Annotated in this window: 24 protein-coding genes and 3 pseudogenes; 14 read left to right on the top strand and 13 right to left on the bottom strand. The window is 61.0% G+C overall.

Translation table 11 applies throughout. The annotated features are described in order from the left end of the window. Window positions 1–207 precede the first annotated feature (207 nt). Window positions 208–1698, top strand: coding sequence for a right-handed parallel beta-helix repeat-containing protein (locus MF410_RS05495; protein ID WP_097625959.1), 1491 nt, complete (start codon window positions 208–210; stop codon window positions 1696–1698). A gap of 18 nt (window positions 1699–1716) precedes the next feature. Here the strand turns inward: MF410_RS05495 and MF410_RS05500 are convergent, their stop codons facing one another. Then, on the bottom strand, window positions 1717–1998 hold the full coding sequence (locus MF410_RS05500) for a nodulation protein (RefSeq protein WP_097625958.1): 282 nt from the start codon (window positions 1996–1998) through the stop codon (window positions 1717–1719). A gap of 162 nt (window positions 1999–2160) precedes the next feature. Further along, window positions 2161–2937, bottom strand: coding sequence for a protocatechuate 3,4-dioxygenase (locus tag MF410_RS05505; RefSeq protein WP_097625957.1), 777 nt, complete (start codon window positions 2935–2937; stop codon window positions 2161–2163). A 438-nt stretch (window positions 2938–3375) separates the two neighbouring features. Here MF410_RS05505 and MF410_RS05510 point away from each other — a divergent pair, with 438 nt between their 5' ends. Together MF410_RS05510 and MF410_RS05515 are read left to right on the top strand one after the other, a co-directional pair. Next, on the top strand, window positions 3376–3753 hold the full coding sequence (locus MF410_RS05510) for a nuclear transport factor 2 family protein (protein WP_097625955.1): 378 nt from the start codon (window positions 3376–3378) through the stop codon (window positions 3751–3753). Window positions 3754–3873: 120 nt separating this feature from the next. Continuing rightward, window positions 3874–5454, top strand: coding sequence for a Na+/H+ antiporter (locus MF410_RS05515; protein ID WP_097626069.1), 1581 nt, complete (start codon window positions 3874–3876; stop codon window positions 5452–5454). Between the two features lie 69 nt (window positions 5455–5523). Here MF410_RS05515 and MF410_RS05520 read toward each other — a convergent pair whose 3' ends face one another. Next, window positions 5524–7425: a potassium transporter Kup gene (locus MF410_RS05520; protein WP_097625954.1), complete on the bottom strand. Its 1902-nt coding sequence runs from the start codon at window positions 7423–7425 to the stop codon at window positions 5524–5526. Between the two features lie 344 nt (window positions 7426–7769). Between MF410_RS05520 and MF410_RS05525 the strand changes: the two genes are divergently transcribed. Then, a complete protein-coding gene (locus MF410_RS05525) occupies window positions 7770–8945 on the top strand; it encodes an MFS transporter (RefSeq protein WP_097625953.1) in 1176 nt (391 codons plus the stop codon). 494 nt (window positions 8946–9439) lie between these two features. Then, complete coding sequence (locus MF410_RS05530; protein WP_097625952.1) at window positions 9440–9862, top strand: TIGR02594 family protein; 423 nt, start codon at window positions 9440–9442, stop codon at window positions 9860–9862. A 75-nt stretch (window positions 9863–9937) separates the two neighbouring features. On the opposite strand, the pseudogene MF410_RS05535 reads toward MF410_RS05530, so the two are convergent. The 3 genes and pseudogenes from MF410_RS05535 to MF410_RS05545 all read right to left on the bottom strand — a co-directional run bounded on the left by MF410_RS05535 (window position 9938) and on the right by MF410_RS05545 (window position 13496). Then, a pseudogene (locus MF410_RS05535) lies at window positions 9938–10721 on the bottom strand (class I SAM-dependent methyltransferase). Window positions 10722–11004: 283 nt separating this feature from the next. Continuing rightward, window positions 11005–12408 (bottom strand): aspartate aminotransferase family protein, encoded by a 1404-nt coding sequence (locus MF410_RS05540; RefSeq protein WP_097625951.1) that lies wholly within the window; start codon window positions 12406–12408, stop codon window positions 11005–11007. A gap of 137 nt (window positions 12409–12545) precedes the next feature. Then, window positions 12546–13496 (bottom strand): LysR family transcriptional regulator, encoded by a 951-nt coding sequence (locus MF410_RS05545; protein ID WP_131711775.1) that lies wholly within the window; start codon window positions 13494–13496, stop codon window positions 12546–12548. A gap of 96 nt (window positions 13497–13592) precedes the next feature. On the opposite strand from MF410_RS05545, the gene MF410_RS05550 reads away from it, so the two are divergent. From MF410_RS05550 to MF410_RS05565, 3 genes are all read left to right on the top strand, one after another. Then, the gene (locus MF410_RS05550) at window positions 13593–14078 is read left to right on the top strand and encodes a nuclear transport factor 2 family protein (protein ID WP_097625949.1); all 486 of its coding nucleotides are present in this window, start codon (window positions 13593–13595) and stop codon (window positions 14076–14078) included. Between the two features lie 921 nt (window positions 14079–14999). Further along, window positions 15000–15506, top strand: a complete 507-nt coding sequence (locus tag MF410_RS05560; RefSeq protein ID WP_097625947.1) for a GNAT family N-acetyltransferase — start codon at window positions 15000–15002, stop codon at window positions 15504–15506. Window positions 15507–15602: 96 nt separating this feature from the next. Next, a complete protein-coding gene (locus MF410_RS05565; protein WP_097626068.1) occupies window positions 15603–16535 on the top strand; it encodes an NAD(P)-binding domain-containing protein in 933 nt (310 codons plus the stop codon). Between the two features lie 215 nt (window positions 16536–16750). Here the strand turns inward: MF410_RS05565 and dapB are convergent, their stop codons facing one another. Then, on the bottom strand, window positions 16751–17521 hold the full coding sequence (gene dapB / locus MF410_RS05570; protein WP_097625946.1) for a 4-hydroxy-tetrahydrodipicolinate reductase: 771 nt from the start codon (window positions 17519–17521) through the stop codon (window positions 16751–16753). Between the two features lie 142 nt (window positions 17522–17663). Beyond that, window positions 17664–17879 (bottom strand): hypothetical protein, encoded by a 216-nt coding sequence (locus MF410_RS05575; protein ID WP_097625945.1) that lies wholly within the window; start codon window positions 17877–17879, stop codon window positions 17664–17666. A gap of 192 nt (window positions 17880–18071) precedes the next feature. Here MF410_RS05575 and MF410_RS05580 point away from each other — a divergent pair, with 192 nt between their 5' ends. Beyond that, on the top strand, window positions 18072–18521 hold the full coding sequence (locus MF410_RS05580) for a VOC family protein (RefSeq protein WP_097625944.1): 450 nt from the start codon (window positions 18072–18074) through the stop codon (window positions 18519–18521). 139 nt (window positions 18522–18660) lie between these two features. Beyond that, complete coding sequence (locus MF410_RS05585; protein ID WP_097626067.1) at window positions 18661–19134, top strand: VOC family protein; 474 nt, start codon at window positions 18661–18663, stop codon at window positions 19132–19134. A 33-nt stretch (window positions 19135–19167) separates the two neighbouring features. On the opposite strand, the gene MF410_RS05590 is transcribed toward MF410_RS05585, so the two are convergent. Beyond that, window positions 19168–19569: a GFA family protein gene (locus MF410_RS05590; protein ID WP_239620253.1), complete on the bottom strand. Its 402-nt coding sequence runs from the start codon at window positions 19567–19569 to the stop codon at window positions 19168–19170. Window positions 19570–19779: 210 nt separating this feature from the next. On the opposite strand from MF410_RS05590, the gene MF410_RS05595 reads away from it, so the two are divergent. Next, window positions 19780–21660, top strand: a complete 1881-nt coding sequence (locus tag MF410_RS05595; RefSeq protein WP_097625942.1) for an ABC transporter ATP-binding protein — start codon at window positions 19780–19782, stop codon at window positions 21658–21660. A 39-nt stretch (window positions 21661–21699) separates the two neighbouring features. Here MF410_RS05595 and MF410_RS05600 read toward each other — a convergent pair whose 3' ends face one another. After that, complete coding sequence (locus tag MF410_RS05600; RefSeq protein ID WP_097625941.1) at window positions 21700–22314, bottom strand: LysE family transporter; 615 nt, start codon at window positions 22312–22314, stop codon at window positions 21700–21702. A 158-nt stretch (window positions 22315–22472) separates the two neighbouring features. Between MF410_RS05600 and MF410_RS05605 the strand changes: the two genes are divergently transcribed. After that, window positions 22473–23069, top strand: a complete 597-nt coding sequence (locus tag MF410_RS05605) for a demethoxyubiquinone hydroxylase family protein (RefSeq protein WP_097625940.1) — start codon at window positions 22473–22475, stop codon at window positions 23067–23069. 28 nt (window positions 23070–23097) lie between these two features. Beyond that, window positions 23098–23907, top strand: a complete 810-nt coding sequence (locus MF410_RS05610) for an alpha/beta fold hydrolase (RefSeq protein WP_097625939.1) — start codon at window positions 23098–23100, stop codon at window positions 23905–23907. A 63-nt stretch (window positions 23908–23970) separates the two neighbouring features. Here MF410_RS05610 and MF410_RS05615 read toward each other — a convergent pair whose 3' ends face one another. From MF410_RS05615 to MF410_RS05625, 3 genes and pseudogenes are all read right to left on the bottom strand, one after another. Continuing rightward, window positions 23971–24747 (bottom strand): phosphodiester glycosidase family protein, encoded by a 777-nt coding sequence (locus MF410_RS05615; protein ID WP_097625938.1) that lies wholly within the window; start codon window positions 24745–24747, stop codon window positions 23971–23973. Window positions 24748–24769: 22 nt separating this feature from the next. Further along, window positions 24770–25684: a 4-hydroxybenzoate octaprenyltransferase gene (gene ubiA / locus MF410_RS05620; RefSeq protein ID WP_131711774.1), complete on the bottom strand. Its 915-nt coding sequence runs from the start codon at window positions 25682–25684 to the stop codon at window positions 24770–24772. Between the two features lie 111 nt (window positions 25685–25795). Continuing rightward, window positions 25796–26380: pseudogene (locus MF410_RS05625) on the bottom strand (SAM-dependent methyltransferase); the annotation flags it as partial. Between the two features lie 2 nt (window positions 26381–26382). Here MF410_RS05625 and MF410_RS05630 point away from each other — a divergent pair. Further along, window positions 26383–26535 (top strand): annotated as a pseudogene (locus tag MF410_RS05630) (TetR family transcriptional regulator); the annotation flags it as partial. Between the last annotated feature and the right edge of the window lie 410 nt (window positions 26536–26945).

Here is a 26945-nt window from a genome sequence, read left to right on the forward strand (position 1 = left end):
CGTTATTTTATAGATTATTTTCTCTTAAGTTGTATTGTCGAGGATGCAGCCACCGCCAGGCTTCTCGGGAGCATTGCAGGCCACAGCCTGTCTACCGCCGTCGTGACAATCGAAGATTGTTCTATGGCCTTTCGCCCCGACCGCATCCGATCCACTCATCGCAGCTGATCCCCACACAGCTGCGCGACAATGCGAGCATATGGCGATATGACAGTCTATTATGTGAACTCGGCGACAGGCGCCAACAACAACAGCGGCACGAGCGAGGATGCGCCTTTTGCATCCTTCTGGGCGGTGGAAAATTTGAAGCTGCAGCCCGGCGATAGCGTGCTGCTCGCCGCGGGAAGCGTTTACAACGACCAACTCGACCTGAAATATTCCGGCACCGCCAGCGCCCCGATCACCATCGGCAGCTACGGGATCGGCGATGCGCCGGTCATCCATAGTCCCGGCGACGGCATTCACAGCCTTTATGCGTCGAACATCGTCATCGAGAACATCAAGATCTCGGATACCGGCGGTGCAGCTATTTATGGCGGCTATGTCTCGAACTGGACCGTGCGCAATGTCGAGGTCGATCACACCGGCTTGGCGGGCAAGTCCGGTTCCGTCACCTTCCGAACAGGCTCGAATATCACCATCGAAAACAGCACGATCAACGACGTGAACGGCGATGGCGTCTGGATCGAGAAGATCAATGGCGTCAATCTTCTCAACAACACCGTTACCAATGCCCACGGCACCACGGCAGATGCCGTGCAGATGAACGACAGCAGCAACATCCTGATCAGCGGCAACTATCTCGACCAGACGGGCGCCATTAGCCCGAAGGGCGTGCTGGCGCTCGTCCGGCCTGTCAATGCCGTGATCGAGGACAACACGCTGGTTGGCGGCGGCTTCGGGGTGGCCGCTCAGGCGGGCACGAATATCGCCATCCACGACAACGACATATCGGGGTATGGCGGCTACAGCTGGTCCTACGCCGTCGGCCTCGGCGACCAGGGCGACACCAGAGACTATGATATCTCAGGCAATTACATCCATGACGGCGTATGGGGCGTGGTGGTCAGTTCCGCCGGCACCACCAGTTACGTTCGCGAAGATATCGATGTCCACAGCAACATTTTCGACGACCTGTCGCAGGCGGCGCTGAAGGTCGACAGGCCTGCATCCGGAGCGTTCCACGACAATGTCATCGCCAGCGATGTCACGCCCTACAGCATATCGCCGGCCATCATCGCCGCGAACACCTTTCCCGTCAGCAACAACACGACGCTCGACGAGGCCGACGCCCTGTTTGTGAGCCTTGATAGCCACGCTGCCGGCGATACAGCGCATGCGGACACGGTTCCGATAATCGTCGCAGCCCATGACAGTTTGAAGATCTCAGCCGACACGGATGTTGCCCATCATGGCAATCTCCTCGAAAACGACAGTTCGGCCAATGGGATCCTGCTGCTTCGCCGCTTCGACGGCGAAGTCGTCGGCAAGAACGGTCTGACGCTGACCGGCCAATACGGCAGCATCCATGTCGACGATCATGGCGACTACAGCTACACGCTCGACGCGGCGAAGCTTGCCGGGCTTACCGGAGATGTGAGCGAGACGTTCTATTATAAGATTTCGGATGGGGCAGCGCATCATTACGATACGGATACGCTGAGCATCTCCATCGATGTGGACGGCGTGCTGACCTGACAAGGGATGCCGGCAAACTCATCGGCCGCCGAGCAGGATTCTGGTGACGTCGATTTCGATTTCCGCGCAGATGATCTCGTATTCGGTGACGATCGCCGGGTCGGCCGACATATCCTTGCGCATGCGATCAAGAACGGCGCAGGCCTCGCCATAGGCTCCGCAGAGTTCGTAAAGATGCGGTTGGCTCGCCGCGGCGGCCCTGATTGTTGCCCGCGTCGCGGGCAGCCTCATCATCAGCCTGGCCAGTCCCTGTTCGGCGATTTGCCGGGGGATGTGCGCTACGCCTTCTTTCCTGACCATGCCGTCAACCCTCGCTGCCTATATTCCGCTGTCGAGAGTTAGTACGCGGGAATGCAGCATCTGGTTTCATGCCGGATGCAAGATCGTCCTTTAAAACCCCGATGGTGGAGGAAGTCCGGCAAGGCCAGCCGTTGGCGATCGGCGGCTTTCTCTGCTATCCGCTTACGAAGAGAGGCCGATCGCGATGGTGGCGGAAAGCACGCCGCCGTCGAGCTTCTCGAGGTCGAACATGTGATCGGCGGCGTCTTCCGGGATGATGCCGTCAGCTTCATTGCGGGTATCGCGGGCAGGGCGTCCGAGATAGTCCGGATGCTCGCCATAGATGATGTCGCTCAGCGTATCGTCGAAATAGATCTGGCTGACGAGAAGCTCCTTGCCCTCGACGAGGATGCGGCAGTGAACATGCGGCGTGCGGCCCTTGTACCATCCTGGATAGGTCGTCAGGAAGCTTGCCTGCCCCTCTGCATCCGTCAGCTGGCGTCCGCGAAAAGCGAGGCCGCTGATTGCCTCGGCGTCGCCGAGCGTACACATGTCGGCGGCCTCGCGGCCGGAATAGATGCCACGACGATCGGTATGCCAGATTTCGATATCGGCATTTTCGATCGGCCGGCAATCGGCTGCATGGACGATGCGAAGGGCCAGCCGCAACGGCAGTCCTGCCTTTCCTTCCGAGACGTCCTGACGGGCCGGAATATTGTTGACATGGCAGGGGCCAAGGGTCTGGGCTGATGTCACGATGCAATTCGGACGGCTGCGGAAGAGCGGCGCAGGCAGCTTTTCCAGTGCGACCGATTTTGTGCCGCCGCTCAGGAAGTCTGTTCCCTTCCAGTCGAATGCCCTGGCGGCAACAGTGATATGCCGCCGTGGCCAGATCGCCGCCGCGGCCACGGTCGAAGCGACAGTAGTCGCACCTCCAAGCACCAGGGTCCGCCTCTTCATCTGTCTTCCTCTGCCTCAAGACGCATGTAAGGGAGCGGGCCGGAAACTCCAATTAAATCTTGGCAATGATCGACGGCAGCGAAATCTTCGGCATCCAGGGAGCGCCGGGCTCGACGGTGACATATGGCGGCTCAGCTCTCGCCCCTGTAAGGGACAGAGATGCGCTCACCAACTCTATCCCTGCGGACGCCCTCCCGGGCCAGGTCTCTCAGGTCTCGTTCGTGCAACCCGCAAACAGGTTTGAGGCTGAGACAAGTCGAAGTCGCGTCATGTATCGTCGCCATGGCCATACTGGGCGCAACTTCCCGCGATGAAATTAGACGGCGTAACCTAAAGGCGCGGCGGTCCAATATCAGCATCATTACATGCGCCGGCCGGGTCATTGAGGCATAATCGCCGTCGAATTCCCGATCATTAAAGCGAAGATGGGAGACTGTGATGGATGATCGAACAGTGCGGACGGCGCTGGAGCGTCATTGGGAGGCTTCGGACGCCCGCGATTTCGACGTCGAACATGAAATCTACGCCGAGGACGCCGTGCTTTACTACCCGCAATCGGGCGAGCTGATCCGCGGCCGGCAGAATATCCAGGAGAGCCGGTTCGTCCAGCCGAACAGGAAGCGTTTTACGGTGCGGCGAATGATCGGCGGCGGTGACCTCTGGGTCACTGACTTCATATTGACCTACGACGACGTGCCATCTTACGCGGTGAGCATCATGGAATTCCGCGAAGGCCTGGTGGCCAACGAAACGCAATATTTCGCCGATCGGTTTGAACCTGCACCCTCGCGTGCGCATCTCGTTGATCGCAGGTGAAATCTTGTCACGATAATGCGCTACCAAGCAGGTTGAATTGCTGCAAAATTTCTTGAATCGATTTTGGTTTCAATTATGCAGCAGGCATTCGACATTCGTTTCCGAGCCGGGGCAGGGCGCATGGAACCAACCCACTTATTCGAGCTTGTTATCGCGATGTTTCTCGCGATTATCGCGCTGCATTATGCCGCCCACAGGCTCGGACTGCCTCCGTCCGTCGCGCTGCTGACCGGTGGCGCCTTGCTGGCATTTGTGCCGGGACTGCCGGCGATTTCGGTCGATCCCGAGTTGGTGCTGGTCATCTTCCTGCCGCCGCTGTTGATGGACGGCGCCTGGTCGATCGCGCTGTCGCGGCTGCGGCGGCATATGATCGGCATCGCTTCGCTTGCCGTCGGCGCGGTATTCTTCACCTGCGTCGTCGTGGCCGTTGTCGCCCACCTTATCTTTCCGTCACTTCCCTGGGGCGCCTGCGCGGCACTGGGTGCTATCGTTGCGCCGCCGGATGCGGTTTCGGCGCGCGCCGTGCTGGAGCGCGTACGACTGCCACGGCGGCTTCAGATTCTGCTGGAAGGCGAGAGCCTGCTCAACGATGCGAGCGGCCTGGTGCTCTTCCGTTTTGCCGTTGCCGCCGCCGCAACAGGCGCTTTCAGCGCGGGGGAGGCCGCCGGCAGTTTCTTCGTGCTGGCGCTGGGCGGCGCCGTCGTCGGCATCGCGGTCGGATTGGCCTGGGTCAAACTCATCCGCCATCTCGGCGATGATTATCTCATCATCGCGGCCACCGTGCTGCTCGGCTGGATTTCCTATCTGTTGGGCGAACTGCTGCATGTCTCCGGCGTCATCGCCACCGTCAGCACGGGCCTGATCGCTTCCTGGCATCAGCACACGGTCTTTTCAGCGGCGACGCGCATGCGCGGCACGTCGTTCTGGACGGTGATGATCTTCCTGATGGAAGCGGCGGTCTTCACATTGATCGGGCTGTCGCTGCGGGATGTCGTCGAACGCGGCGGCGGTTTGACTACCGTAATCGCGACCATGGGGCTGCCGATGCTGGCAATCCTCGTGACGCTCGTGGTCGCGCGTTTTGCCTGGGTCTTCGCCTCCGATCTCGTCATCCGCGTCTGCGCGGCTCTGGGGTTCACACGCGCCCGGCCGCTCGGAACCGGCGGTGCGACCGTCCTGAGCTGGGCAGGCGTGCGCGGCGTGGTCACGCTCGCCCTGGCGCTTAGCCTGCCAGAGGGGTTCCCGGGCCGCGACTTCATCCTCGCCACGTCCTTTGCCGTCATTCTCGGAACCGTGCTCGTGCAGGGCACGACATTGGGGCGGGTGATTGCCTGGGCGCGGCTACCGCCGGAGACGGAAAGAGCGCGTCTCACCATGAGCCAGGCTGAGGCCGCCATGGCACAGGTGCAGTTCGGGATCGTGCAAAACCTGGCCTATGACGCAGAGGGAAAGCTCATCCACCCGCAATTGCTGGAACGCTACCAGCGCAGGGCAACGGCGATCGTCGACTATGCCGAGAGAACCGAGCACTACGTGCCGTTGCTGCACGCTCACTTCGACGTCGTTCTCGAAGCGGTCGCGACCGGGCGCCGGGAACTCATTCGTCTCCACCGCGCCGGCGACATCGATGACGAGACGTTGGACGAGCTGGAACGCGATCTCGATCTCGAGGAACTGAGCGCGATCTCGGCCAAGGCCTGACGTTCAATGTCCTACGCCGCGGAGTTCGCGATGCGGGACAACTCTCCCAACTCACTTCGCTGCCGTGCTCTAAATCGCAATCTGTTCGCCGAGCTCGACGACGCGGTTTGACGGCAGGTTGAAGTAATCGGAGGGATCGATCGCCAAGCCTTCCAATGCCATGAATATGCGCTCCTGCCAGCCGGGCAGGCCGGTGTTCGGCGTCCTCACAAGGTTCCGGCGACCGAGATAGAAAGAGGTCTTCATGATCTCGAACTTGAAACCTCCCTCCCGGCAGAGCGCCAGCGCCCTGGTGACATCAGGATCGTCCATGAAGCCGAAGGTGAGGTCAAGGCGCACGAAGCGCGGCGAGAGTTGGCTGATCTTGATGCGCCTGTTGTCGGGGACATAAGGTTCGTCTTCGGTCCAGACGGTCAGGATGACGTTCTGCTGATGGAGCACGTGGTTGTGCTTGAGATTGTGGAGCAGAACGTTCGGCGTCCGGTCCGGGACGCTGGTCAGGAAGACTGCCGTTCCCGGAACGGTGACCGGCGAATGGTCCGACTTTCGCTCGATCGACCTGATGAAGGAGTCGAGCGGGATTTCATTGTTGGCGCGCAGTCTCTTCAGATAGGCCTGCCCGCGGGTCCATGTCCACATCAGGATCATGATCGCCAGCGCAAGGGCGACCGGAACCCAGCCGCCATCGTAGATCTTCAGGAGGTTGGCCGCTAGGAACAGGACTTCGATGATAAAGAGCGGCAGCAGCAGGGCAGCGGCGAGCACGAGGGAGTAGCCCCAGACGGCGCGAAGGAACTGGAAGACCAGCATGGTCGAAATGACCATGGTTCCGGTCACCGAGATGCCGTAGGCCGTCGCCAGCGACTCGGAGTCGCCGAAGGAGAAGATCAGCATCAGGACGCCGACCAGGAGGAGAAGATTGACGCTCGGCACGTAGATCTGGCCGGTGTTGGTCTCCGACGTGAACTTGATCCGCAGCCGCGGCAGGAAGCCGAGGTGAACCGCCGAACGGGCCAGCGAAAACGCACCGGTGATGACGGCCTGGCTGGCGATGATCGTCGCCATCGTCGCCAGCAGCACCACCGGCAGCAAGGCCCAATCGGGATACATCAGAAAGAATGGATTGGCAGCCGTTTCGGGATGGGCGAGAACGAGCGCGCCTTGTCCGAGATAGTTGAGGAGCAATGCCGGAAAGACGAGCACGAACCATGCCGTCTGGATCGGGCGGCGTCCGAAATGCCCGAGATCGGCATAGAGCGCTTCGCAGCCGGTGACAGTCAGAAAGACGGCGCCGAGCACAATGAGGCCGACAGTGCCGGCATGGGTAAGAAACAGGAATGCATTGACCGGATTGAGCGCCTCCAGAATCGCCCAATCGTCACCGATATGGATCAGACCGCCCGCCGCCATCGCCAGAAACCACAACACCGTAATCGGCCCGAAAAACATCGAGACGGCAGCGGTTCCCCTCGACTGGACGCCAAACAGAACGATCATGATCGCAGCCGACGCAAGCGGGACATAGTCGGCAAAGGCCGGGGTGACCAGCTTCAGGCCTTCCAGCGCCGACATGACCGACAGAGCTGGCGTGATCATTGCATCGCCGATGAAGAGAGCCGCTCCGATCAGGCCGGCGAAAAAGAGCACGGGAACGTTCCGTCCCATCTTCTTCATCAGGAGGGCGAGAAGCGAAAGCGTGCCCCCTTCGCCGTCATTGTCCGCCCTGAGAAGGAAGAGCACATATTTGAAGGTCACAATGATCGTCAGCGTCCAGACCATCAGCGAAATGAGCCCGATAACCTCGGCCTCATGCACGCCATCGGCGGCAAAGGGCCTCAGCGCCTCACGAAGGGCATAGAGCGGGCTGGTGCCGATATCGCCATAGACGACGCCGATCGCGCCGACGACCAATCCGACAAAGCCCTTATGGCCGGCACCTTCACCCGTATTGTCTGCACGTGTTGATGTCATGGTTCCCCGCTCATGCCACTTGGCCATGCACACAAACATATGCCGCATTGCAGAACGGCAAGTAAATTGATGCGGATGCGAATTTTTTGTGAGGGCAGAAGGCGGGGCTGAGGAGGCCAGCATCCACTTGTGGCGTCATAAGCAGTGGCTTGACGGCTGCTTCCGGCGAGCCGCCAACCGCTCTTGAAACGAGCGGGGGCGTCAGCATGCTGACAGGAACTGTCAGCAACGGTGGGAGAAAAGCGAAAACCGCGGATTTTGGGGCCAGTCGCCATTTCGTCGGAATGTCCGGCTATCTCGGATGCTTGGGCTCAACCCCGCCCCAATCGGAGCAAGTCCCCGAGATGAAGCCGCATTATCGCATTTTCTTCATTCAATTTGCAGTGGCCCTTTCCGTCGGTGCGTTTCTTTCGCGGCTGCCCGACCTTCAGCGCAAGTTCGGCCTTGCCGAGGGCGAACTCGGCCTTTTGCTCGCTGTCTTGTCCTCGGGGGTTCTGTGCGGACTGACGTTCGCGGTGAGGTTCATCGAGAGGCTCGGTGCACGCAAAACCGCCTTCGTCACCGTCTTCGGCGCGTCGCTGTTTTTGGCGCTGATCCCCTGGATGCCTTCGGCTCCGTCGGCGGTGCCTTTATTCTTCATTGCCGGCATTTTCACCGGAGCATTCGAGATCAACGCCAATATCGAAACCGATCGCCATGAGGCGCTGCTTAAGTATCGCATCATGAACCGGGCTCACGGCATGTGGAGCCTCGGCTTCTGCCTCACCGCCCTTGTTGCCGCCGGCATGCGGCAGGCTGCCGTGTCCATCGAACTGCATACCTTCCTCACCCTCGTCATTGTCTTGATTGCTGGATCGATCGTTTTCTCCGGGATCGAGAATGCGCCCAAGCGGCGCGATGCACACCCCGGACATCCGCCGCTTATCGCCTTTCCCACCGTCGGGCTCCTGCCCCTTTGCCTCGTCGGTGCAGCTCCGCTTCTTGCCGAAGGCGCAAGCGTCGATTGGTCGGCGATCTATATGCGGGACGTATTTGCCGTCGAACCCTTCGTCGGCGGGCTCGGCGTGACCATCTTCTCCTTGCTGATCGCCATCGGGCGGCTCGGCATGGACCCGGTCGTCGACCGCTTCAATCCCCGCCCGGTCGCCATAACCCTCCTTGGGATCACGGTCATCGGTGTTATGACGGTTGCGACGGCGACGCATCCTGTTGTCGCGCTTGCGGGCTTCGGCCTGACGGGGATCGGCTGCTCATCGGTCTATCCGCTTGCCATCTCGGCTGCGGCCCGGCGCAGGGATCGACCTGCACTCGTCAGCGTTGCAGCGCTCGGGCAGACGACGTTTCTCGTGTTTTTCGCGGGGCCACCGCTGCTCGGTTTCGTTGCCGAACAGCTCGGCATCCGCTTTTCGTACTGGACAGTCGTCCCTGTTCTCGTCGCGGCACTTCTGGTCACCAGGGCGCTTGCCGCGGATCCTGCTCCGGTCACCGACCGGCCTGAACCGGTGCAACCTCACGGTTAACTCGCCGCGGTGGCTATCCGCTATCCGGCAGTGTCTATCTCCGCAACCGACAGGGTGGTGCACGACCACCTTTGGCCCCTGAATGGGCGCGGGCGCAATGTATTTCACATCGAAATTGAGTATTACTGTGGCTATCTTAAATATAGCTCGTACAGGTGATGGCCGCGGTCGCTCACTGCTGTCAACTTTTTGGTGAATCAACTTGTTGCTCAATCACTTGCGGGTGAAGTTCATCCAACCCGGAAGGAGCTGGGTTCGGATGGTGAAACTCTCCTCTTTCGGCCCGACAAACATGCGGTTTGCGGAGTTTGTTGGTCGGGGTCAGCCCCTGCCTGCAGCGGTTTCGTGCCTTTCTCCGGCTTAATTTCCGCCGCCAAAATGCCAGTATTAGTTGTTTCTAAATCACGCCATAATTGGCTTCTACGTTGCCGCGCCTGTTTTATTCTTCGCCACATTTCTGAATTTCAGCGTTATACAAACAATGGTGGGTAACTATGAAGGTTATTCTCGTCATCGTCCTCACGGTGCTTGCCGTGCCCTGTGAGGCGGACATGCTGGGCACGGCAGTCAAGTACAAGAGCATGCACGAACGCTCCATCTCCTTCCTCAGCATCAATCCCCGCAGGGTATCGTGGTGCGGGGCGTTCCTGGCCTTTGTCGCCAAGCGGTCTTCGCGACAACCGCCGCCCAACCCCAATATGGCGGTGTCCTGGAGGAAGTTCGGCAAGCCGGTGTTCTTCCGCGCCGCCAGGCGAGGGGATGTCGTCGTGATCCGCACGGGCAGGCGCTTTCATGTGAGCCTTTTCGATCACATCGACCAGCGCCGGCAGTACGTCTACCTGTTCGGCGGCAATCAATCCAACCGGGTGCAATTGTCCAGGTATCGCGCCAGCTCGGTCGTGGCGGTGCGACGATGATGCCGGCTTGGCCTCTGCTGCGAAGCTGATTTCGCCGCCATCCCTTGAGAGTGCCTTCCTTCGATCGCGGCGCGTTTAAAGTTTGCGCGCCCTTATATGCAGGAAGATCGGCGCGATGCGGGTGTCGGCGACGACAGGCTCGGCCCTTGCCAGCTCCGGAGCCGCTGTCGGCTCGCCGAAGGCCTCTATAGTCAGCCCCGCGCCGACGATCATCGAAACCCAGGTCGACAGCGTCCGGTGAAAGCGCGGGATGGCAAAGGGCGTTAGCATCGCCCGCTCCGTTTGGGGTATGGAGGAAAAGATCCAGCGCTCGATCCGGCTGTCGCTCTCGTCGAAATAGTCGGCGATCTCTACCGCGACCCGCTCGCCGGCCTCGTTGCGGATATTGCGGCGCGTCGGCGGCATGAAACACGGATGAAGGATGGAAAACTGCAGGAAGCCGCCGGGTTTCAGGACGTAGTGGATACCCTTCAGCACCTGGCGCTGGTCGGCCATGTCCATCATCGACATGAAGGCGGTGATGAAATCGAAATTCGCTTCCGGGAAATCAATGCACTGGCCGTCGCCTAGGATGTAATCGATGCCGAGCGGCGCCTGCATTTCGGTCTCGCGGGCATAACGAATGAAGGTCGGCGCGATGTCGAGGCCGGTCATGCGGGCGCCGAGACGGGACGGCGCGGGTATTCGAGCCTTCGCTGCAACCGAGGTCGAGCCCAGCAAGGCCGGCGACCGGCGGCAGCATCTCGAGAAATGCCGGCGTATTCAGCGCGTCTCGATATTTGTCGTAGCCGGCCCGGCTATAAATCGTCCAGGTCTCGGCATTGCTCTCCCAATGGGCGGCGACGTCGCTGGCTTTCATGGCTCTGCTCCTCTGCGCGATCGGAATGGGGGGGAGCTATAGTCGCAGCGGAAGATTGGAGCAAGAACGTCCACCCCACGCTCCCCTCATTCCTGTGCTCGTCACAGGAATCCAGCCACGGCGCGTCCGCGCGTGATTGAACCGATACTGCAACGGAAAAGAGTCTTCGCGGCCAAGGACTTGGGCGCACTGGATTCCTGTAACGGGCACAGGAATGAGGGAGTGCGGGTGGGCGTCCGCGCCCTCTTAGAACGCAGGGACTTGATGTGCCGCAACGGAAGTGTCACCCCCGACCGACGCTCCTGAACGCGGCAATGATGCTCTCCGCCGCCAGTTCCGCCTGATCCGATGTCGTCTGGAAATTGGTGACGGAGAGGCGCAACACGTCGCGGCCGTGCCATTTGGCGCCGCCGGCAAAGATCAGGCCATCCGCCTGGATCTTTTCGATCGTCTTTCGGGTCATGGTGTCGCCTTCTTCGTCCGGACTGTCGGCCGCGAAGCGGATGATGAGCTGGTTCAGCGTGACCTCGTTCAGAATGGCGATGCCGGGCTCGCGCCCAAGCAATTCGGCCGCCAGCCGCGCCGAAGCGCAGCACTGGTCGATGAGGGCGGCCACACCGTCGCGGCCGAGATGTTTCAGCATCGCCCAGGTGGCAAAGCCGCGCGCCCTCCTTGATAGCTCGGGCACGTAATGGGAAGGATCGCGTTCACCTTCGCCGGCGAGCGGCAGATAGCTTGCGGCAATCGTCATGGCGCGGCGATGAGCGATTTCATTGCGGATGATCGCATAGCCGCAATCATAGGGTGTCTGCAGCCATTTGTGACCGTCGGTCGCCCAGCTATCGGCGGATTCGATGCCGCGGCTGAGATGGCTGGTCTTCACCGACGCTTGCGCCCAGAGGCCGAAGGCGCCGTCGATGTGCACCCAGGCGCCTTTCGCTTTCAGCGGCGGGATGATCGCGGCGAAGTCGTCGAAAGCGCCGGTATTGATCTGTCCCGCCTGGAGAATGGCGATGACGGGACCGGAGACCCTCTCGAGCGCGCCCGCCAGCGCGGCCGGGTCTATCCGTCCCACCGGATCGGTGCGCACGCGCAGCACGCGATCATGGCCGAGGCCCAGGAATTGCAGCGCAGAGAACACCGTCGTGTGAGCGTCGTCGCCGATCAGTACGGTGATTTCGGGCGCGCCGAACAGGCCGCGGGCATCGCCATCCCAGCCGACTTGGCGCAGCACCTCGCCCCGCGCCGCGGCAAGGCAGGTGAAGTTCGCCACCGTCGCGCCCGTAACGAAACCGACCGAGCTTTCAGCCGGCAGCTTCAGAAGATCGAGAAGCCATCTGGCAGCAACGGTCTCGATGGCGGCAGCGGCCGGGGCGGCGGTATGGTTTCCGGCATTCTGGCCCCAGGCGCTGGTGAGGAAATCGGCTGCGACGCCGACGGGATGGGAACCGCCGATGACCCAGCCGAAGAAGCGTGGTCCGGTGGTTGCATGCAGCCCGGGTTCGGCGCCACCTGCGAGCTGCGTGATGACATCAAGCATTTGCGAACCGACCGTCGGCAGCGGCTCACTGAAGGCGGCAAGCGAGGTGGCATAGTCGTGAGCGGGCATATGGCGGGCGGGTATCGTCTGCCGAAACCCGGCCGCAAGCCGGGCAGCTTCCTGAAACAGAGATGCAATTGCCGACATGCAGATCCCCCTGCCGCCGACGTCCCCTGGATGCCCTCGACGCAAGCTGTCGGCGCATGCAGTCTAGCCGATCTTGCCGACGCTGTCTTGGCAGCGAAATATAAGATCGATCTTGGGCGTCGCGGAATTTTGCAGCCTTACGGCGCCGCCGGCAGCGTTTGCTCGATAACGCCCAGCAGCCAGGCGACGCCGGCATCCATCAAGGCGACCTTGGGGAGAACGGCATTGATGTGAAGTCGCGTGAGTTCCAGCGGCGCGTTGACGCTTTCCAGGTCGAAGCGCGCCGCATGCATGGCGGCAAACCGTCTCGGCAACGCGCAGAGAAAATCGGTCTCGGCGAGGATGGCAAGGGCGAATGTGAAGTTCGGCACGGTCAGCGCGACGCGCCGCGCGCAGCCGTGCTTGGCCAGGGCCTCGTCGACGAAACCATGGGGATCGCCGCTGAGCGAGACGACCAGATGCTGCATCTCGCAGTATCTGACCAGGGTCGGTTGGCCGGCGAAGGTATGGCCGGTCCGCATTGCCACGACGAAATCCTCTTCATAAAGCCGGCTGACGTGGAAGCGCTGCGGAATGTGCTCGGTGGGAATGACCGCGATGTCGGTCAGCCGGTCGTCGAGATCGGCGAATGCGTCGCGCCACGCACGCTCCGGCGAGGTTTCGTTGGGCGCCGGCAGCAGTTGGCGGATGCCGATATCGATGCCGGGTGCGGTGCGGTGAAGCTTGTCCAGGAGCGGCGCCAGCAGCACGGCCGAAACACCGTCCGGTGCGGCGATCGTGAAGCGGCGGGTGGAGTTTGCGGGATCGAAGGGTTCGGCGGCTGAAAGCATCCTTCGCACGCGGGCGAGAACATCGGCGATCGGTGCCGCCAGTTCCGTGGCGCGCGCCGTCGGCACGACGCCCTTGGGCGTTCGCAGGAACAGTGGATCGTTCAGCAGTCGCCGCAGCCGGCCCAGCCCGTGGCTGACGGCAGAAGAGGTTAGGTTCAGCCGCTCGGCGGCGCGGCCGACATGACGCTCCTCCAGCACGGCCTCGAAGAGCACGAGCAGATTGAGATCGCTGCGGGAGAGATCAACTGGATTCAGCATATCGCTGAAATCATATCATTGGATTCAGTGCCGCTGAAGTGGGATTTGCACTGTAGCGGGCGCAAACGGCATCCGCATAGCCGAAGGAGCAAGGTCATGTCATTCCCATCCAGTTCGATGCCGGCCGAGAGTTCCATCGCCGAAGGGGCCTGTGCGGAGCTCATCTGCCGCACGGCAGAGGCGAATGCGGCGCTGATGCGCGGCGATATCGATGCATACCGCGCCTTGAATCCGCACGCGGCCGATTACACGCTGATGTCGCCATTCGGCGGGCGGCCGACGCATGAGGCAGAGTTGACGCAGGAGCGCTGGCAGGCGATCGGCCGTTTCTTCGCGAACGGCACCTTCGAACAGGAGGTCGTGCAGGCCTATGCATCAGCCGACATGATTGTCCTCGCCATTATCGAACGATGCCGGGTGGAGGTCGGCGGTCTGCCGATGCAGGACTGGCCGTTGCGCGTCACCCTGGTTTATCGCCGCGAGGACGAAGAATGGCGGTTGGCGCACCGCCATGCCGATCCCCTCGCCAAGGGTATCAGTCTGGAACAGGCAGGTGTTTTGGCGCGCGCTGAGGCATTGTGATGCCAGCCGACACGCATCTTTGACGAACTGCACCCCGCGAATTCCGGAAGCGAGATGGGAGGATTGAGCGGCAGCCGACGTTGACATGCGCGTCTCGCCTTTACCGGGATGGCCAAGATAAATCGAGCAGTGCGGGAGATGTTGTCTGGGAATCGCCAATAACTATCTTATTCTGCGTGGTCAATTTCTGAATTTTACTGGTTTCATCTAAAATCTATTGCCTTTTTTCAAGTATCATTCAATGATGCGGAAATATCATTCGCGCCGCTGTCAAGGTCGCTCTGCCAATCAGCGAGGGATATGCACTGAAGTATTTCGTTCTCTATACGCTGATTTGCATGGTGGTCGGGATGGTTCTTCTCGTCATTGTCCGTCAGACTGCACCCTTCAAGCTGGACAAGCCGAGCGATCAAAGGACCGAGTGGTCAGCTGATGGATCGGCGGCGGGGTCCACCGATCAGCCGGATAATCTGGTTGTGCGGTCGACGCGCGAACCGGCGACCGAGCGACCGGCCATCCGGCCGTCCAATCAATGGGACCTCCGGCCAACGAACCAGCCGACGGACGGCGATCCGTCGGGCGTCCGGAAGGGCGGCCGGGTGGGAACCCCGGCGCAGTAATTGCAGCCGGAGCCCTGCCTCGTCCTTCGAGGCCTCTCAGAATAAGGCTGTCTGGGGCGCGGTTCTTCCGACGCCCTCGGAGTTTCGAAGGACAGGCTCCAGCATTTACCCCTGCATTCTTCCGCCGCCCGCGCACCCGCCTTGTCTTCGAGGCCCCTTGCGGGCCTTCTCGGGCTGAGGCTTTTCCAGGCTTTGGCGCTAGGCGGGTGCAATGGGGGCCGGATTTGAGTCATCGTCTCCGCTTGCGTCGGCTGGAGCACACTGTCATGACGACAGCCGAGATATCTCGGGAGGTCTCAGAATGGATGCAAGCGGCGTAACGATCAGGCATATCCAGGCAGGCGAAGTGGAGGCCTTCCGGCGCATTCGTCTGGAAGCGCTTCGCACCGAACCCGCCTCCTTTGCCAGCCGCTATGAAGACTGGGCGGCTCTTTCCCTCGATGAGTGGCGCAACCGCCTGAGCGAGCCGGTCTTCATCGCGTTTCAGGATGGTGAGCCCGTCGGCATAATGGGCCTGATCCGCCAGCGGTCGAGCAAGATGGCCCATCGTGCGACGATCATCATGGTCTACATCGGAAGGAGCCTGCGCGGCACCGGTCTTGCCGAGAGGCTTCTCGATGTCGTTGTCGATCATGCGCGCCAAATCGGCATCCGGCAGCTGGAACTCTTCGTCAGCGCCGAGAACGCGGCGGCGATCCGGTTCTATCATCGACAGGGCTTCTCCGAGGTCGGCAGGATCCCTGCCGGGGTTCTGGAAGAGGGCAGGGAGATCGACGACGTCATCATGGCTCGCCGTCTGGTCGATTAGGCCTCACGCGAAATTTCAGCGCATTTGCCTTACCGGATCTATTGACCTCAAGCACGGTTGGGGTCGCAGGATGCCGGCAGAGGCTGGGGGTTTGCCGTGACGAAAATTCTGAAAGACGAGGATCTGGCCGGCAATACGTTGATGCGTGTTGCCATCGATGCGCTCGAGACCGCTTTTCTTGCGAGAGCCGACAATCGGCTGGTCTCTCCGCCCCGACATCATGTGTCCTTTCCCGATCGAGGCGATCTCGTCTTCACCGTCGGCGGCATGCTTGGCGACAAACCACTTGCGGGTTTTCGCGTGTACGAAACATTCGACGGGGCAGAGCATTCGCAGATCGTCGCGGTATGGTCGGCCGACGATGCCAGGCTCAAGGGCATTGTTCTCGGTGAGCGCCTCGGCAACCTCAGGACCGGTGCCATTGGAGGTCTCGCCGTCCGCCACCTCAGCGCGCCCGGCGCCAGGATCGTCGGGATCATCGGCAGCGGAGCGCAAGCGCGAACCCAGCTTGCCGCAGCCGCCGCCGTTCGAAAACTGGATCGCGCCCGCGTCTATAGCCGCGACGAGAAAAATCGCACCGCCTTCGCAAGCGAGATGCAGCACGCCCTCGGGCTGGAGGTGGAGCCTGTCGAAAGCGTCACTGAGGCCGTTGAGGACGCCGATATTGTCATCTGCGCGACGACGAGCCAAAAGCCTGTCATCCATGCGCGTGATCTGAAGCCCGGCGTGCACGTCAACACTGTCGGTCCGAAAACGCTTCATGGATACGAACTCGGTCTTGATATCGCGGATGCCGCTGCCGTGATCGCGACGGATTCCCCCGAACAAAGCCGGGCTTACGCTTCGCCCTTTTTCCTCGCCGGCTCCGGCAACGAAGATCGCATGGCCGACCTTGCCAACATCATTGCCGGGACAGCTGCCGGGCGGGGATCGTCCGGGGAGACGACGTTGTTTTGCTCGGTCGGCCTTGGGGGAACTGAAGTCGTCGTCGCTTCGGCAATCCTCGATAGGCTAGGGGCATCGGCGTAGGGTTTGATTCAGGGGATGTCTTCAAGTCTTTGTTTTCATGCATATTTCCGTTGAGGTCCATCAGCTGCCGGAGCGCCCGCCTTGTCCGTCGAGGCCCCTACGGGGCACTTCAGGATGAGGCTCTCTTGGAGGCCGGGCACAACCAGGGACGCGCTTAGAATTTGATTCAACGACGCGCTTCAAGCCTCTGGTCAACCCTGTCTCTTCGCCCTTTCTCAGGCCGGATTGAGGACATCCTGCATGCTGTATTCGCCGGGCGCGCGTCCCGCGACCCAGCGGGCGGCGGCAAGTGCGCCGCGGGCAAACATGCCGCGGTCGAGCGCCGAATGCGAAAGTGTCACGACTTCCTCGGCGGCGGCAAACAGAACGCTGTGTTCTCCGACAAGCCCGCCGGCGCGCAGGACGGCGAAGCCGATTTCGCCGGGCGGCCGTTCGCCGGTGATGCCGTCGCGGCCGCGCCGCTCGACGGAGGCGAGGGAGACGCCGCGGCCCTCGGCGGCGGCTTCACCGAGCATCAGCGCCGTGCCGGACGGCGCGTCGATCTTCCTGTTATGGTGGGCTTCGAGGATTTCGATATCCCAGCCCTGCGCGGGAAGGGCGCGGGCGGCCTGGGCAACGAGGCCGAGCAGCATGTTCAGGCCGATGGAGAAATTGCCGGAGCGCAGAATGGGAATCGTCCGGGCGGCCTCCATGATCCGCTCGAGTTCGTCCGGTTCGAAACCCGTCGCCCCGATCACCAGGGCCGGTCCGCCGGCCGAGGCGCACAAGCCGGCAAGTTCGGCAGCGGCACGTCCCGTGGTAAAATCCAGGATCACGTCGGCGGTCGCGATCGCGTCCGAACGGTCGATCAGCCCTTCCCCGATCGAGCCGGGGCGACCGATGCCGCCAATGACTGCAAAAGCCGGATCGGCCGCCAGCGGCGGCAGGACGGCGCGACCCATTCGACCGTTCGCGCCGGCGACCGCTATTTTAATTGGTGAGGTCACAGTTTTTCCTTGCTGCGGTATTCCGATGGAGGGCTGTCGTCATCCGGCGTTCGCGCCGGAGAAGGGGATTTGCACCTACCGCACTTCCGCTCCCGGCGCAAAGTGGGGATCTCCTCCGGCCGTCCCCGTGAACGGCGGGTCCTTACCAGTTGCCGGGGTCGGCGGTGTGATCGATGCTGGCGAATTCATCCGCCTTTTCTCGATCCAGCTTCACCTCCATAGTCAGGCTCGTCTCGTCGGTGACGGCGTAGCAGTCAGGGAGCGGTCCTTTTGAAAGTTCCTGATACAGGAGCAGGGCGGCCTCTTCGGCGGTATCGGCCTCGATCTCCCGAGTGAGGGCAACGGTGAATTTATGCATGGTCAGCCTTTCGATCGGCGCGCAGGCGATGCGCAGCTTACGCAGTCTGACACGAGTTTTGTGGCAAGGACACAAAAAGCGTGTCGTTTAGAATTTGATTCAGGCGATGGTTTCAGGTTCTTGTTTTTATGGACGTCGCGGCCATGGCACCGCCGCGCAGTTTTGGGAGAACTCAGTCGAGAAGGATAGATCATGCGCCTGAATCAGGTGACCGTTACGATGCCTGACCTCGATCTGGGCTGGAGCTTCTACAGCGTCCTCGGTCTGAGGCCCGTCGTTGATGCCCGTCCACGGTATTCACGCTTCCTCTGCCCGGACGGGGACAGCACCTTCTCGCTGCATCAGGGCGAAAGTGGCGGTGGCGGAACCACAGTGTATTTCGAGTGTGAGAGCCTGGACGAGACGGTCAGCCGCCTTAGCGAGGCCGGCCTGCAATTCGTGAGCGGACCCGAGGACAAGAGTTGGCTGTGGCGCGAGGCGGAGCTGCTCGACCCTGGCGGTAACCGCATCATCCTTTATTTCGCCGGATCCAACCGCGTCGACCCGCCTTGGCGGGTGGGTCAAGGTGGCCCGTCCGAAACTCGTCCGTCGGAACCACCGCGATCTTCCTTAGTGCAAAGCCCCCGAATCGAACCTGAATGATGGCATGGCGACCCGAGGGTTCGGCGATTTAGGAGCGCTCAGCTGTCGCCGAGGAAATAAGCTGCAAGGGCTGGAGAAACACGGTTTGCTTCTTATTTCACCGAGGGAATTCGAAACGAAACGCGAAAGGACCCGCGCAATGGCAAAGAACACGATCTGCGTATGGTACGACAAAGACGCCGAGACGGCGGCCCGCTTTTATGCGGCGACGTTTCCCGACAGTGCCGTCGGCGCCGTCATTCGGGCACCGGGAGATTATCCGGATGGCAAGCAGGGGGATGTATTGGTCGTTGAATTCACCGTCGCGGGTATTGCCTGCATCGGCCTGAACGGGGGTCCCACGTTTAAACACAGCGAGGCTTTCTCGTTCCAGATCGCAACCGACGATCAGGAAGAAACCGATCGCTACTGGAACGCCATCGTCGGCAATGGCGGCCAGGAAAGTGAGTGCGGCTGGTGCAAGGATAAATGGGGTGTCTCCTGGCAGATCACGCCGCGTGTCCTTTCCGAAGCGCTGGCGGCAGGCGGTGGTCAGGCAAAACGTGCTTTTGACGCGATGATGACGATGAGGAAAATCGATGTCGCCGCGATCGAGGCGGCCCGGCGCGGTTGAGGCGCCTGCGCGAAATCAATAGATGCCCCGCTGTCAGAACCAGAGGTCGCGCACGCAGCGCCCTTTGGATGGAAGATCTTCGAACGTGTCCAGGCCGTCGAAATGATCGATGGGCAGATCGGCGACGAGATCCGGCGGCGCAAGCCGCATGTTGACTGCCATGCGCCGGCGGCCATCCTTTTGAAGCCGCAGGCCGCGCCAGCTCAAGACGCAGGCGCAGGATGGGCAGAACAAGATTTCGAGAGACGGCGTCTCCCGGCCCGAGCGGGTATAGGAGGCGGTTTCTCCGCTGAGAGCGATACGCTCTCCTTCGTAATCATAGGCCCAGAGGGTGCCGTAACGGCGGCAGAGGGTGCAGTTGCAGGCGGTGATCGAGCCGGGATCGCCTTCGAGCGTCCAGCTTGCCTTGCCGCAATGACATGAGCCCGTCAGCATGAGTGTTCCATCCAGCTGTTTCTTCCGGGCATCCTGCCCCAATCGCGAGACGATCACAATTGGGCTTTCAAGCGCCTCGCTTCCCTCCGCTCGCGAGCCCGTTCGGTTAATTTATGAAATTTCTAGTTGAGATGGCGGCCGAAAGATGATCCCATGCGACTTGGCGTAGCCGAGTCCACGCTTCCTCCCAATTTTTGATCCGAGCGATCCATGTCGATTTCCGATGCGATCTACCGTCCCTTTGAAACCTGGATCCGGCCGCTCGACATTCCGTACCGACCGCTTCCTTCTAACGGGCCTGTGGCCGTCCTTCTGCACTTCATTTCGATGTTTCGAGGCGTTCTCATCGCTTTGGCGTTTTCCTCGATGGCAATCGAAGCAATCAACCTCACGATCGTCTGGGGACTTGCGGTCATTGTCGACGGTGTGACCCAAAAGGGCGCGCCTGCTTTCCTGAACAGTGAATGGCCGCTGCTTGCCTTCCTCGGCTTCCTGATTTTTCCAGCCATGCCAATCGCCTCGTTTCTTCTCAACACTTTCAATTCGCATACGCTCGGTGTCGGTATGCCTGCCGCAATCCAGTGGCAGGGTCACAAGGCGGTGGAGCGGCAGGATCTCGCTTTCTTTCACGATGTTTTTGCCGGGCAGGTCTCCTCGCGCCTGTCACAAGTGGCGTCTTCCGTCCAGCAGCAGATCGTTGTCGCCTTCCAGGCCATTCCGCGCTTCCTGTTGCAGATGGTCGGCTCGGTGCTCTTGCTGGTGAGTTTGTCTTGGCAGCTTGCCCTGCCGGTCGTCATCTGGATCGCGCTCAATGTAGCGCTCGCCACCAGGATGGCGCCGGTCTTTACTGAGCGTTCGCGGCGCACCGCCAAGCAGCGCAGCCTTGTCGCCGGTGCTATTACCGATCTCTACACCAACATGCAGATGATCAAGCAGTTTGCGGCTGAAGACAGCGAAGCGGGTGCTATCCGACGAATCATCCAGAAATCCGTGCAGACGCAGCACAGGGAGCAACGCATCTACCGCACGTCGGAATTGATCGTCGTGGCGCTCAACATGATGCTGTGGCTCGCCATGCTTTCTATCGGCTTTTCCGGGCTCATCAACGGCTTTCTCACGGTTGGCGAGTTCGTGGGCGCGGTCTATATCCTGCACCGGCTGTCCGGGCACACCTTTACTTTCTTGCAGATGGGACAGCAGATTTTCCAGGCGATCGGCACGATCAAGGACGCTATGCCGGTCATGACGACGCCGCCGACCATCACCGACCGGCCGGATGCGTCGAGTCTCACGGTCAGCCGCGGGGAGATCCGCTTCGAAAAAGTCCACTTCGCCTACAAGTCGGGCAAGCCGGTCATCGATGCGTTGTCGCTGACGGTGCGGCCCGGCGAGAAGGTGGGCCTGGTCGGTCTCTCCGGAGCCGGCAAGACCACGCTCGCAAATCTGCTCCTGCGCTTCTACGACATCGGCGACGGCGCGATCCTGATCGACGGGCAGGATATTCGAGCGGTCACGCAGTCGAGCCTTCGCCGCGCCATCGGGGTCATCGCGCAGGACGTCGCATTGCTGCACCGGTCGGTCGGCGACAATATCCGCTACGGCCGGCCGGAGGCGACGCGGGACGAGATCGAAGAGGTGGCGAAGATGGCAAGCGCCGATGCCTTCATTGCCGATCTTGCCGACGGCGAGGGCCGCAAGGGTTATGACGCCTTCGTCGGGGATCGCGGCATCAAACTTTCCGGCGGCCAGCGGCAGCGTGTTGCTATCGCCCGCGTTCTGCTGAAGGACGCGCCGATCCTGGTGCTGGATGAAGCGACCTCGGCGCTCGACAGCGAATTCGAAGCCGCCATCCAGGAAAGGCTAAACCTCGTCATGGAGGGGAAAACAGTGATTGCCATCGCCCACCGCCTGTCCACAATCGCCAGAATGGACAGGATCGTCGTGCTCGATCACGGGCGGATCGTGGAGGAGGGCAGACCGGAGGAACTGGTCGAACGCGATGGCCTGTTTGCCCGTCTGTGGAAACGCCAGACCGGCGGCTTCATTCCTGAAGACATTCATGAAGCATTGCCGGCTTCGCCTGCGACCTGACGAGCGACTGGCCATCTCTAAGGCTAAATTGGGATGCCGTCAGCGAACCAAGAGCAGGCGGTCGCCGATCAAGCTCAGGGCGACGCCCATCACGCGCTCCATGCCGGCCTTGAAGCGCAGGAAGCCGGCGGAAACGCGCGGGTTCGAGAAGAAAAAGGCCAGGCCGCAATACCAGAGAGCCGAAAGAAGGAAGCAGGTCAGGGCGATGAAGCAATAGAGCCAAACGGGCGCATGTGCGGGAATGACAAGCGCAAAGATGCTGCCGAAGAAAGCCACCGATTTCGGATTGGTCATGCTGACGACGTAAGCGCGGCGCATGGCGGAGCACCATGCGGCTTCGCTCGGTCCCGTCGGCTTCAAGGGCTTGGACGCGTTGCGGATCATCTTCAGCCCCAGCCAGATCAGATACAATGCGCCGGCCACCTGCAACATCATATGCAGCCATTCGAAATGGGTCAGGAGAAACCCGAGCCCGGCCATCGCCATGACGGCCCAGGTCAGGGATGCGACCGCAATTCCGAGACCCGCAAAGAGCCCGGCAGCGCGGGATACCGACATGCTTGTTTTGGTGACGATGATGAAATTCGGTCCGGGGCTGACGAGGGAGGCGATGTAGACGCTGACGAGCAATGCGAGCGAATTGATATGGTCCATCCGGCTTTCCTACGTTGCTGGCCGGAGTGCCTATGCGAGGCCGGTGGTTATTGAAAGGGCCCATCACTCAAGGGCTGACGGGCCCGCCCGCGGCGCCTCTTGACGATCACGGCGGCAATCCTGCCTACTGCCGGCAAGGGAACCGGGGCAGAGTGGTTATGATCAATCCGTCGAGCAACGCGGGAATGCGCGACCCCGATGTCACCGTCCGTCGCATTCTCAAGGTCAACCATGCGGGCGAGTTCGGCGCCATCAGGATCTATGGCGCCCAAATCCTGATGGCCCGGCGGCTGTTTCCCGGCATCGTGCCGGCGCTCGAAGAAATGCGCGAGGACGAGATCGAGCATTGCCGGCTGTTTCGCGAGGCCATGCCTGCAAGGCGCGCCAGGCCGTGTCGCGTCATGGCCTTCTGGAGCCTCGGTGGTTCCGTGCTCGGCATCCTGACGGCGCTTGGCGGGCGCAACATGATCTGGATTTGCACAGAGGCGGTGGAAAGCACGGTCCATCGCCATCTCGAAGACCAGCTGGCCTTCCTCGCCCAGCGTGATCCCGAACTTCACGCCCTCATCGCGTCGATCCAGGAACAGGAGCTGGCGCATCTCAGGAAAGCCGAAGACAGCCAGAAGAGACGGGGCCTGCGCCACGCCTTGCTCCTGCCCGTCATCGGTGCCCTGACCGACCTGATGATCTGGCTCTCCACCTGGGGAGACTCGAGCTGGATGCGGGCCGAAATGACGCGTGCGGGGAGGGGGTAGGCTTTGATGGGTCAGTTTAGAGGAAGTTATGGCCGCAGAAGAAACGGTAAGCTTTGAGGTCGATGGGTGTCGTGTTGTCGGAACATTGTGTCTGGCGGTCTCGGCAAACGCACCGATTGTCGTGCTTCTCCATGGGTTCGGAGGAACGCGGCACGAACTCATAATTTCTCACACCGGCACCGGTATTCTGGCGCATACGGCGGAGAAGCTCGCGTCTCTGGGGTTTTCGAGCCTTAGGATTAACTTTCGAGGTGTTGGCGAAAGCGGCGGACGCTTTCAAGACGCGACGTACAATCACCAAGTCGAGGATTGCATCGCTGCGATGGACTTCGTCAGCGATCTGCCGTCGGGTGGTCCAAATGCGATATTTCTGCTGGGATGGAGCCAGGGTGGGCTGGTTGCTGCCGCGGCGGCGGGCCGTACAAATCGACCAGCGGCGGTTGCGCTCTGGGCCCCCGTCGGCGAACCCAAAGTTTCCTTTCCAGCCTTGATCGGGCGCGATGTGTATGAACGGGCACTCGCAAGCCGATCGCCTACCAATGTCCAGATGCCGTGGGGCGCGTCGCTAACCCTCGGGCATGAATTCTTTGCCGACGTCGAAAATCTGGATCCGTTAAACGAGATCGCTAACTATCGTGGACGGGTTTTTATTGCTGAAGGTAGCCTGGACACTGCTATTCCTCTGGGAACAGCGGCAAAATTCGCTCAGGCGCACAAGGGTGCACACCAAGTTTGGGAGGCTCCCATGGATCATATCTTCAACACTTCTGAGAACGTCGAGATGCTGGACAAGCTGATCACCGCCACTGCACTGTTTTTCAGTGCCCAACCGATTTGAGGCGAATCAAGATGCGGTACGCGGCTCGATGCCCACTTCGATCCAGGCGGATTTCCTCGGGCACTATTCGACAAGCCCAAGGATCGGGCCGTAGCCGCCGTGCCAGGAGCGGTCGTTGCGGCCCATCGCCGGATGGTAGAGCCCGACACCGTTTCCGCCGTCGAAAAACAACGCGTCGGGGCATTGCAGCTGGTCGCGGAAGAGCCGTGCGAAATCGTGGAAATTCACTCCGTCTTCGCTGATTGCCAAGCGGACCGTGCCGGCCGCGCAGATGCCGATACCGCTTCTGCGGGTTCGATCCGTCGAGCCGGGGATCAAGATCGGGTTCAGCTTGTCGGCGATGACAAGCATCGGACCGGACTGCGTGGCGAACCGCACCTTGGGCGCATTTTTCAGAAATTCATCGGTCGGCAGTATGCCGGCGCCTGCTTCACCAAGAAAGAATACGCCGTTCGGCTTCTTGTAGAAATTCGGCACCTGGCCGGCGGAGCTTTCGGCCTTTGCGGTATTGGCGGGTTTCAATTCCCTGGCGTTTTCGACATACAGCCCCATCGGCGAAAAATCGGCCCGGTACATGCCGGCGTTGACGGCCAGCACCAGCGTCTTCCCCTCGGCGCGAACGGCTTCGGCAAGGCTTGAAAAAGTCCGGTACGGCTCGCCATCGGCGCCCTTCCAGAACAGGCGCAGGTCGGCTTTCCCCGTTTGCAGCGTGCAGACGACGTATTTCGCCTCTTCGAAAGTCTCCTGGTCGCATTGCTCGGCATGGGCCTGATGCAGGGGTGTCATCGTTGCTGCCAGCATCATGGTGGCCGCGAACGCGGCTTGTTTAAAATAGGTCATCGGCGTCACGTCCTTGAGCTGTCTACCATGTGCCTGACAGAGCCGTGCCGGCGAGCAGCACGCCCGTCGGTATATTGGCGAGGAACAGGCGATAATTCAGGTCCGGGCGGGCAAGGTCGATCCGCCGGGTCTGCCACGCAAGCTGGGCTGCGATCACCAGCATTCCGATCGTATAAGGCGACGACATCTCCAGCAGCCAACCCCCGAGCGACCACGCCGCAACGGCCAGAGCATAGAACAAGCCGATCCACAACTTGCCGCGCCGGCCGAACAGGATTGCCGTCGATTTCAGGCCGAGGCGGGTGTCATCCCTGACATCGACATAGGCATAGACCGTATCATAGCCGATCTGCCAGGCGACGGCCCCGGCCCACATCAGCACAGCGCCGGCCGGGATATGGCCGGCAATCTGGGCCCATGCCATCAGCATGCCCCAGTTGAACGCCGCGCCCAGCACGGCCGGGGGCCAATGGGTGAATCGCTTGCAGAGCGGATAGACGAAGACGAGCGGCAGAACCGATATCGCGATCAAACGCGTGTAAGGCGTCAGGAAAAACAGAAGCGAGGCCGCGAGCATCAGTTCGGCTACCAGAAAGACGAAGGCGTGCATCGCACCGATATCGCCGCTTGCGAGCGGCCGAAAACGGGTCCGCTCAACGTGAGCGTCAAAATTCCGATCCGCGATGTCGTTGACCGTGGAGCCGGCGCTTCTCATCAGCAAGGCGCCGAGAGAGAAGATCACGAGTTCACCGAGGTCCGGCAGGCCGTGCGACGCCTGAATGAGGGCAGCCCAGCACGGGAAAAGCGTCAGCCATATTCCGACCGGCCGATCCAGCCGCGCGAGCCGCGTATAAGGCCGCCATGCGACCGGCAATCGGCGATCCACCCAGTCGCCATGGTGGATGTCGCTGAGGTCGGGGTGACTCGAAGTCATCATGAGACAATCCAAATTTCCTGTCGCAGCGGCCGGGATAGCGGCGGCCAGAATAGGAATTTTTGCAAACGGAGCAATGGCCGCCTGCAGCGAGCGGCAGCCTTGGGTCCGTTCCTATTTACCGGCGAATGCGACATGGGGACCGGCGCCGCGATCCGGCGCATCTGCGGGCTGGCCGAAGAAACGTTTGGCCATTTCGGTCGGGCCGATACCCTCCAGATATCGGAAGCCCAGGCTCAGCAATCGGTCCGCGAGCTGCTTGGGATCGAAGTGCGTCAGCCATGGCTCGCCGGCAGCGGCCGTGCGCGACCCCATTTCCGCGGCGCGGGCGCGGCGTTCGGGCGGATAGTTCTCCAAGGGTTCGCTGTAGTCAAAGACGATGGACGAGCTCGGCAGGCCGGCGACGAAGCGCAGCAGGGCAAACACCGACGGTTCCGTGAGATAGGGCACGACGCCGAGCCAGATGAAGAAGGAGGGCGTTTCGAGTTCGAGACCGCAATCGACCAGGCGCGTTCCGAGATCTTCCTGCTCGAAATCGACGGGAACGAATGTCGGCAGATTTTGCGTCACCCCTATCTCGCTCAGCCGCCGCTGCTTCCAGCTCTGCGTGGCAGGATGATCGACTTCGAAGACCTTCAAGCCGGCATGAGGATTGCGCAGTGCGAAGGTGTCGAACCCGGCGCCGAGGATGACGGCCCGGGGACGTGCCGAACGCCGCGCTCTTCCTCTGGTCGCTGACGCATGGCCTTGCCTTGCTGATGATAGACGGCCAGGTCGAAGCCGGAGCCGATCCCGATGCGAAGGTCGAGGAAATCCTGAAGCTCGTCGGCATGGGATTGCCTGCAGCGAGATAGGCTGTTGTCGGCGCGCTCGGCCCATCCTCTCCACACAAGTCCGTCCAGCAGGATTGCTTCGATCCTGAGCATGAGCGAGTGGCACGGAGATCGGGCAAGAAGCCCGAATATTCAATCGCTACCAGGCGGTACGGGCAGTGCCGAGTGCTGTTGTATGCGAGGATGATACCTGCGCGATATGCGTTTTGAGCGACACGACGCAGTTTCCCGGAAAACTGAGTTTGTGCATCGTCAAGTGCTTCAGCAACGCCTCCGCATCGCGCTTCTCAGTAAGCGGAAATGTCACAGTCATGCGAGTTCCTTCCAACGAACACAGTGAGCATCCGATATAGCTAATGTCTAAATTCTTTTGCGCCGCAACAAGAAAATTTTAATGATAAAATTAAAATCGATTAGCTTTTTCGTGTGTC

The sequence above is a fragment of the Rhizobium sp. C104 genome (assembly GCF_022354505.1).
GTDB lineage: Bacteria > Pseudomonadota > Alphaproteobacteria > Rhizobiales > Rhizobiaceae > Rhizobium > Rhizobium redzepovicii.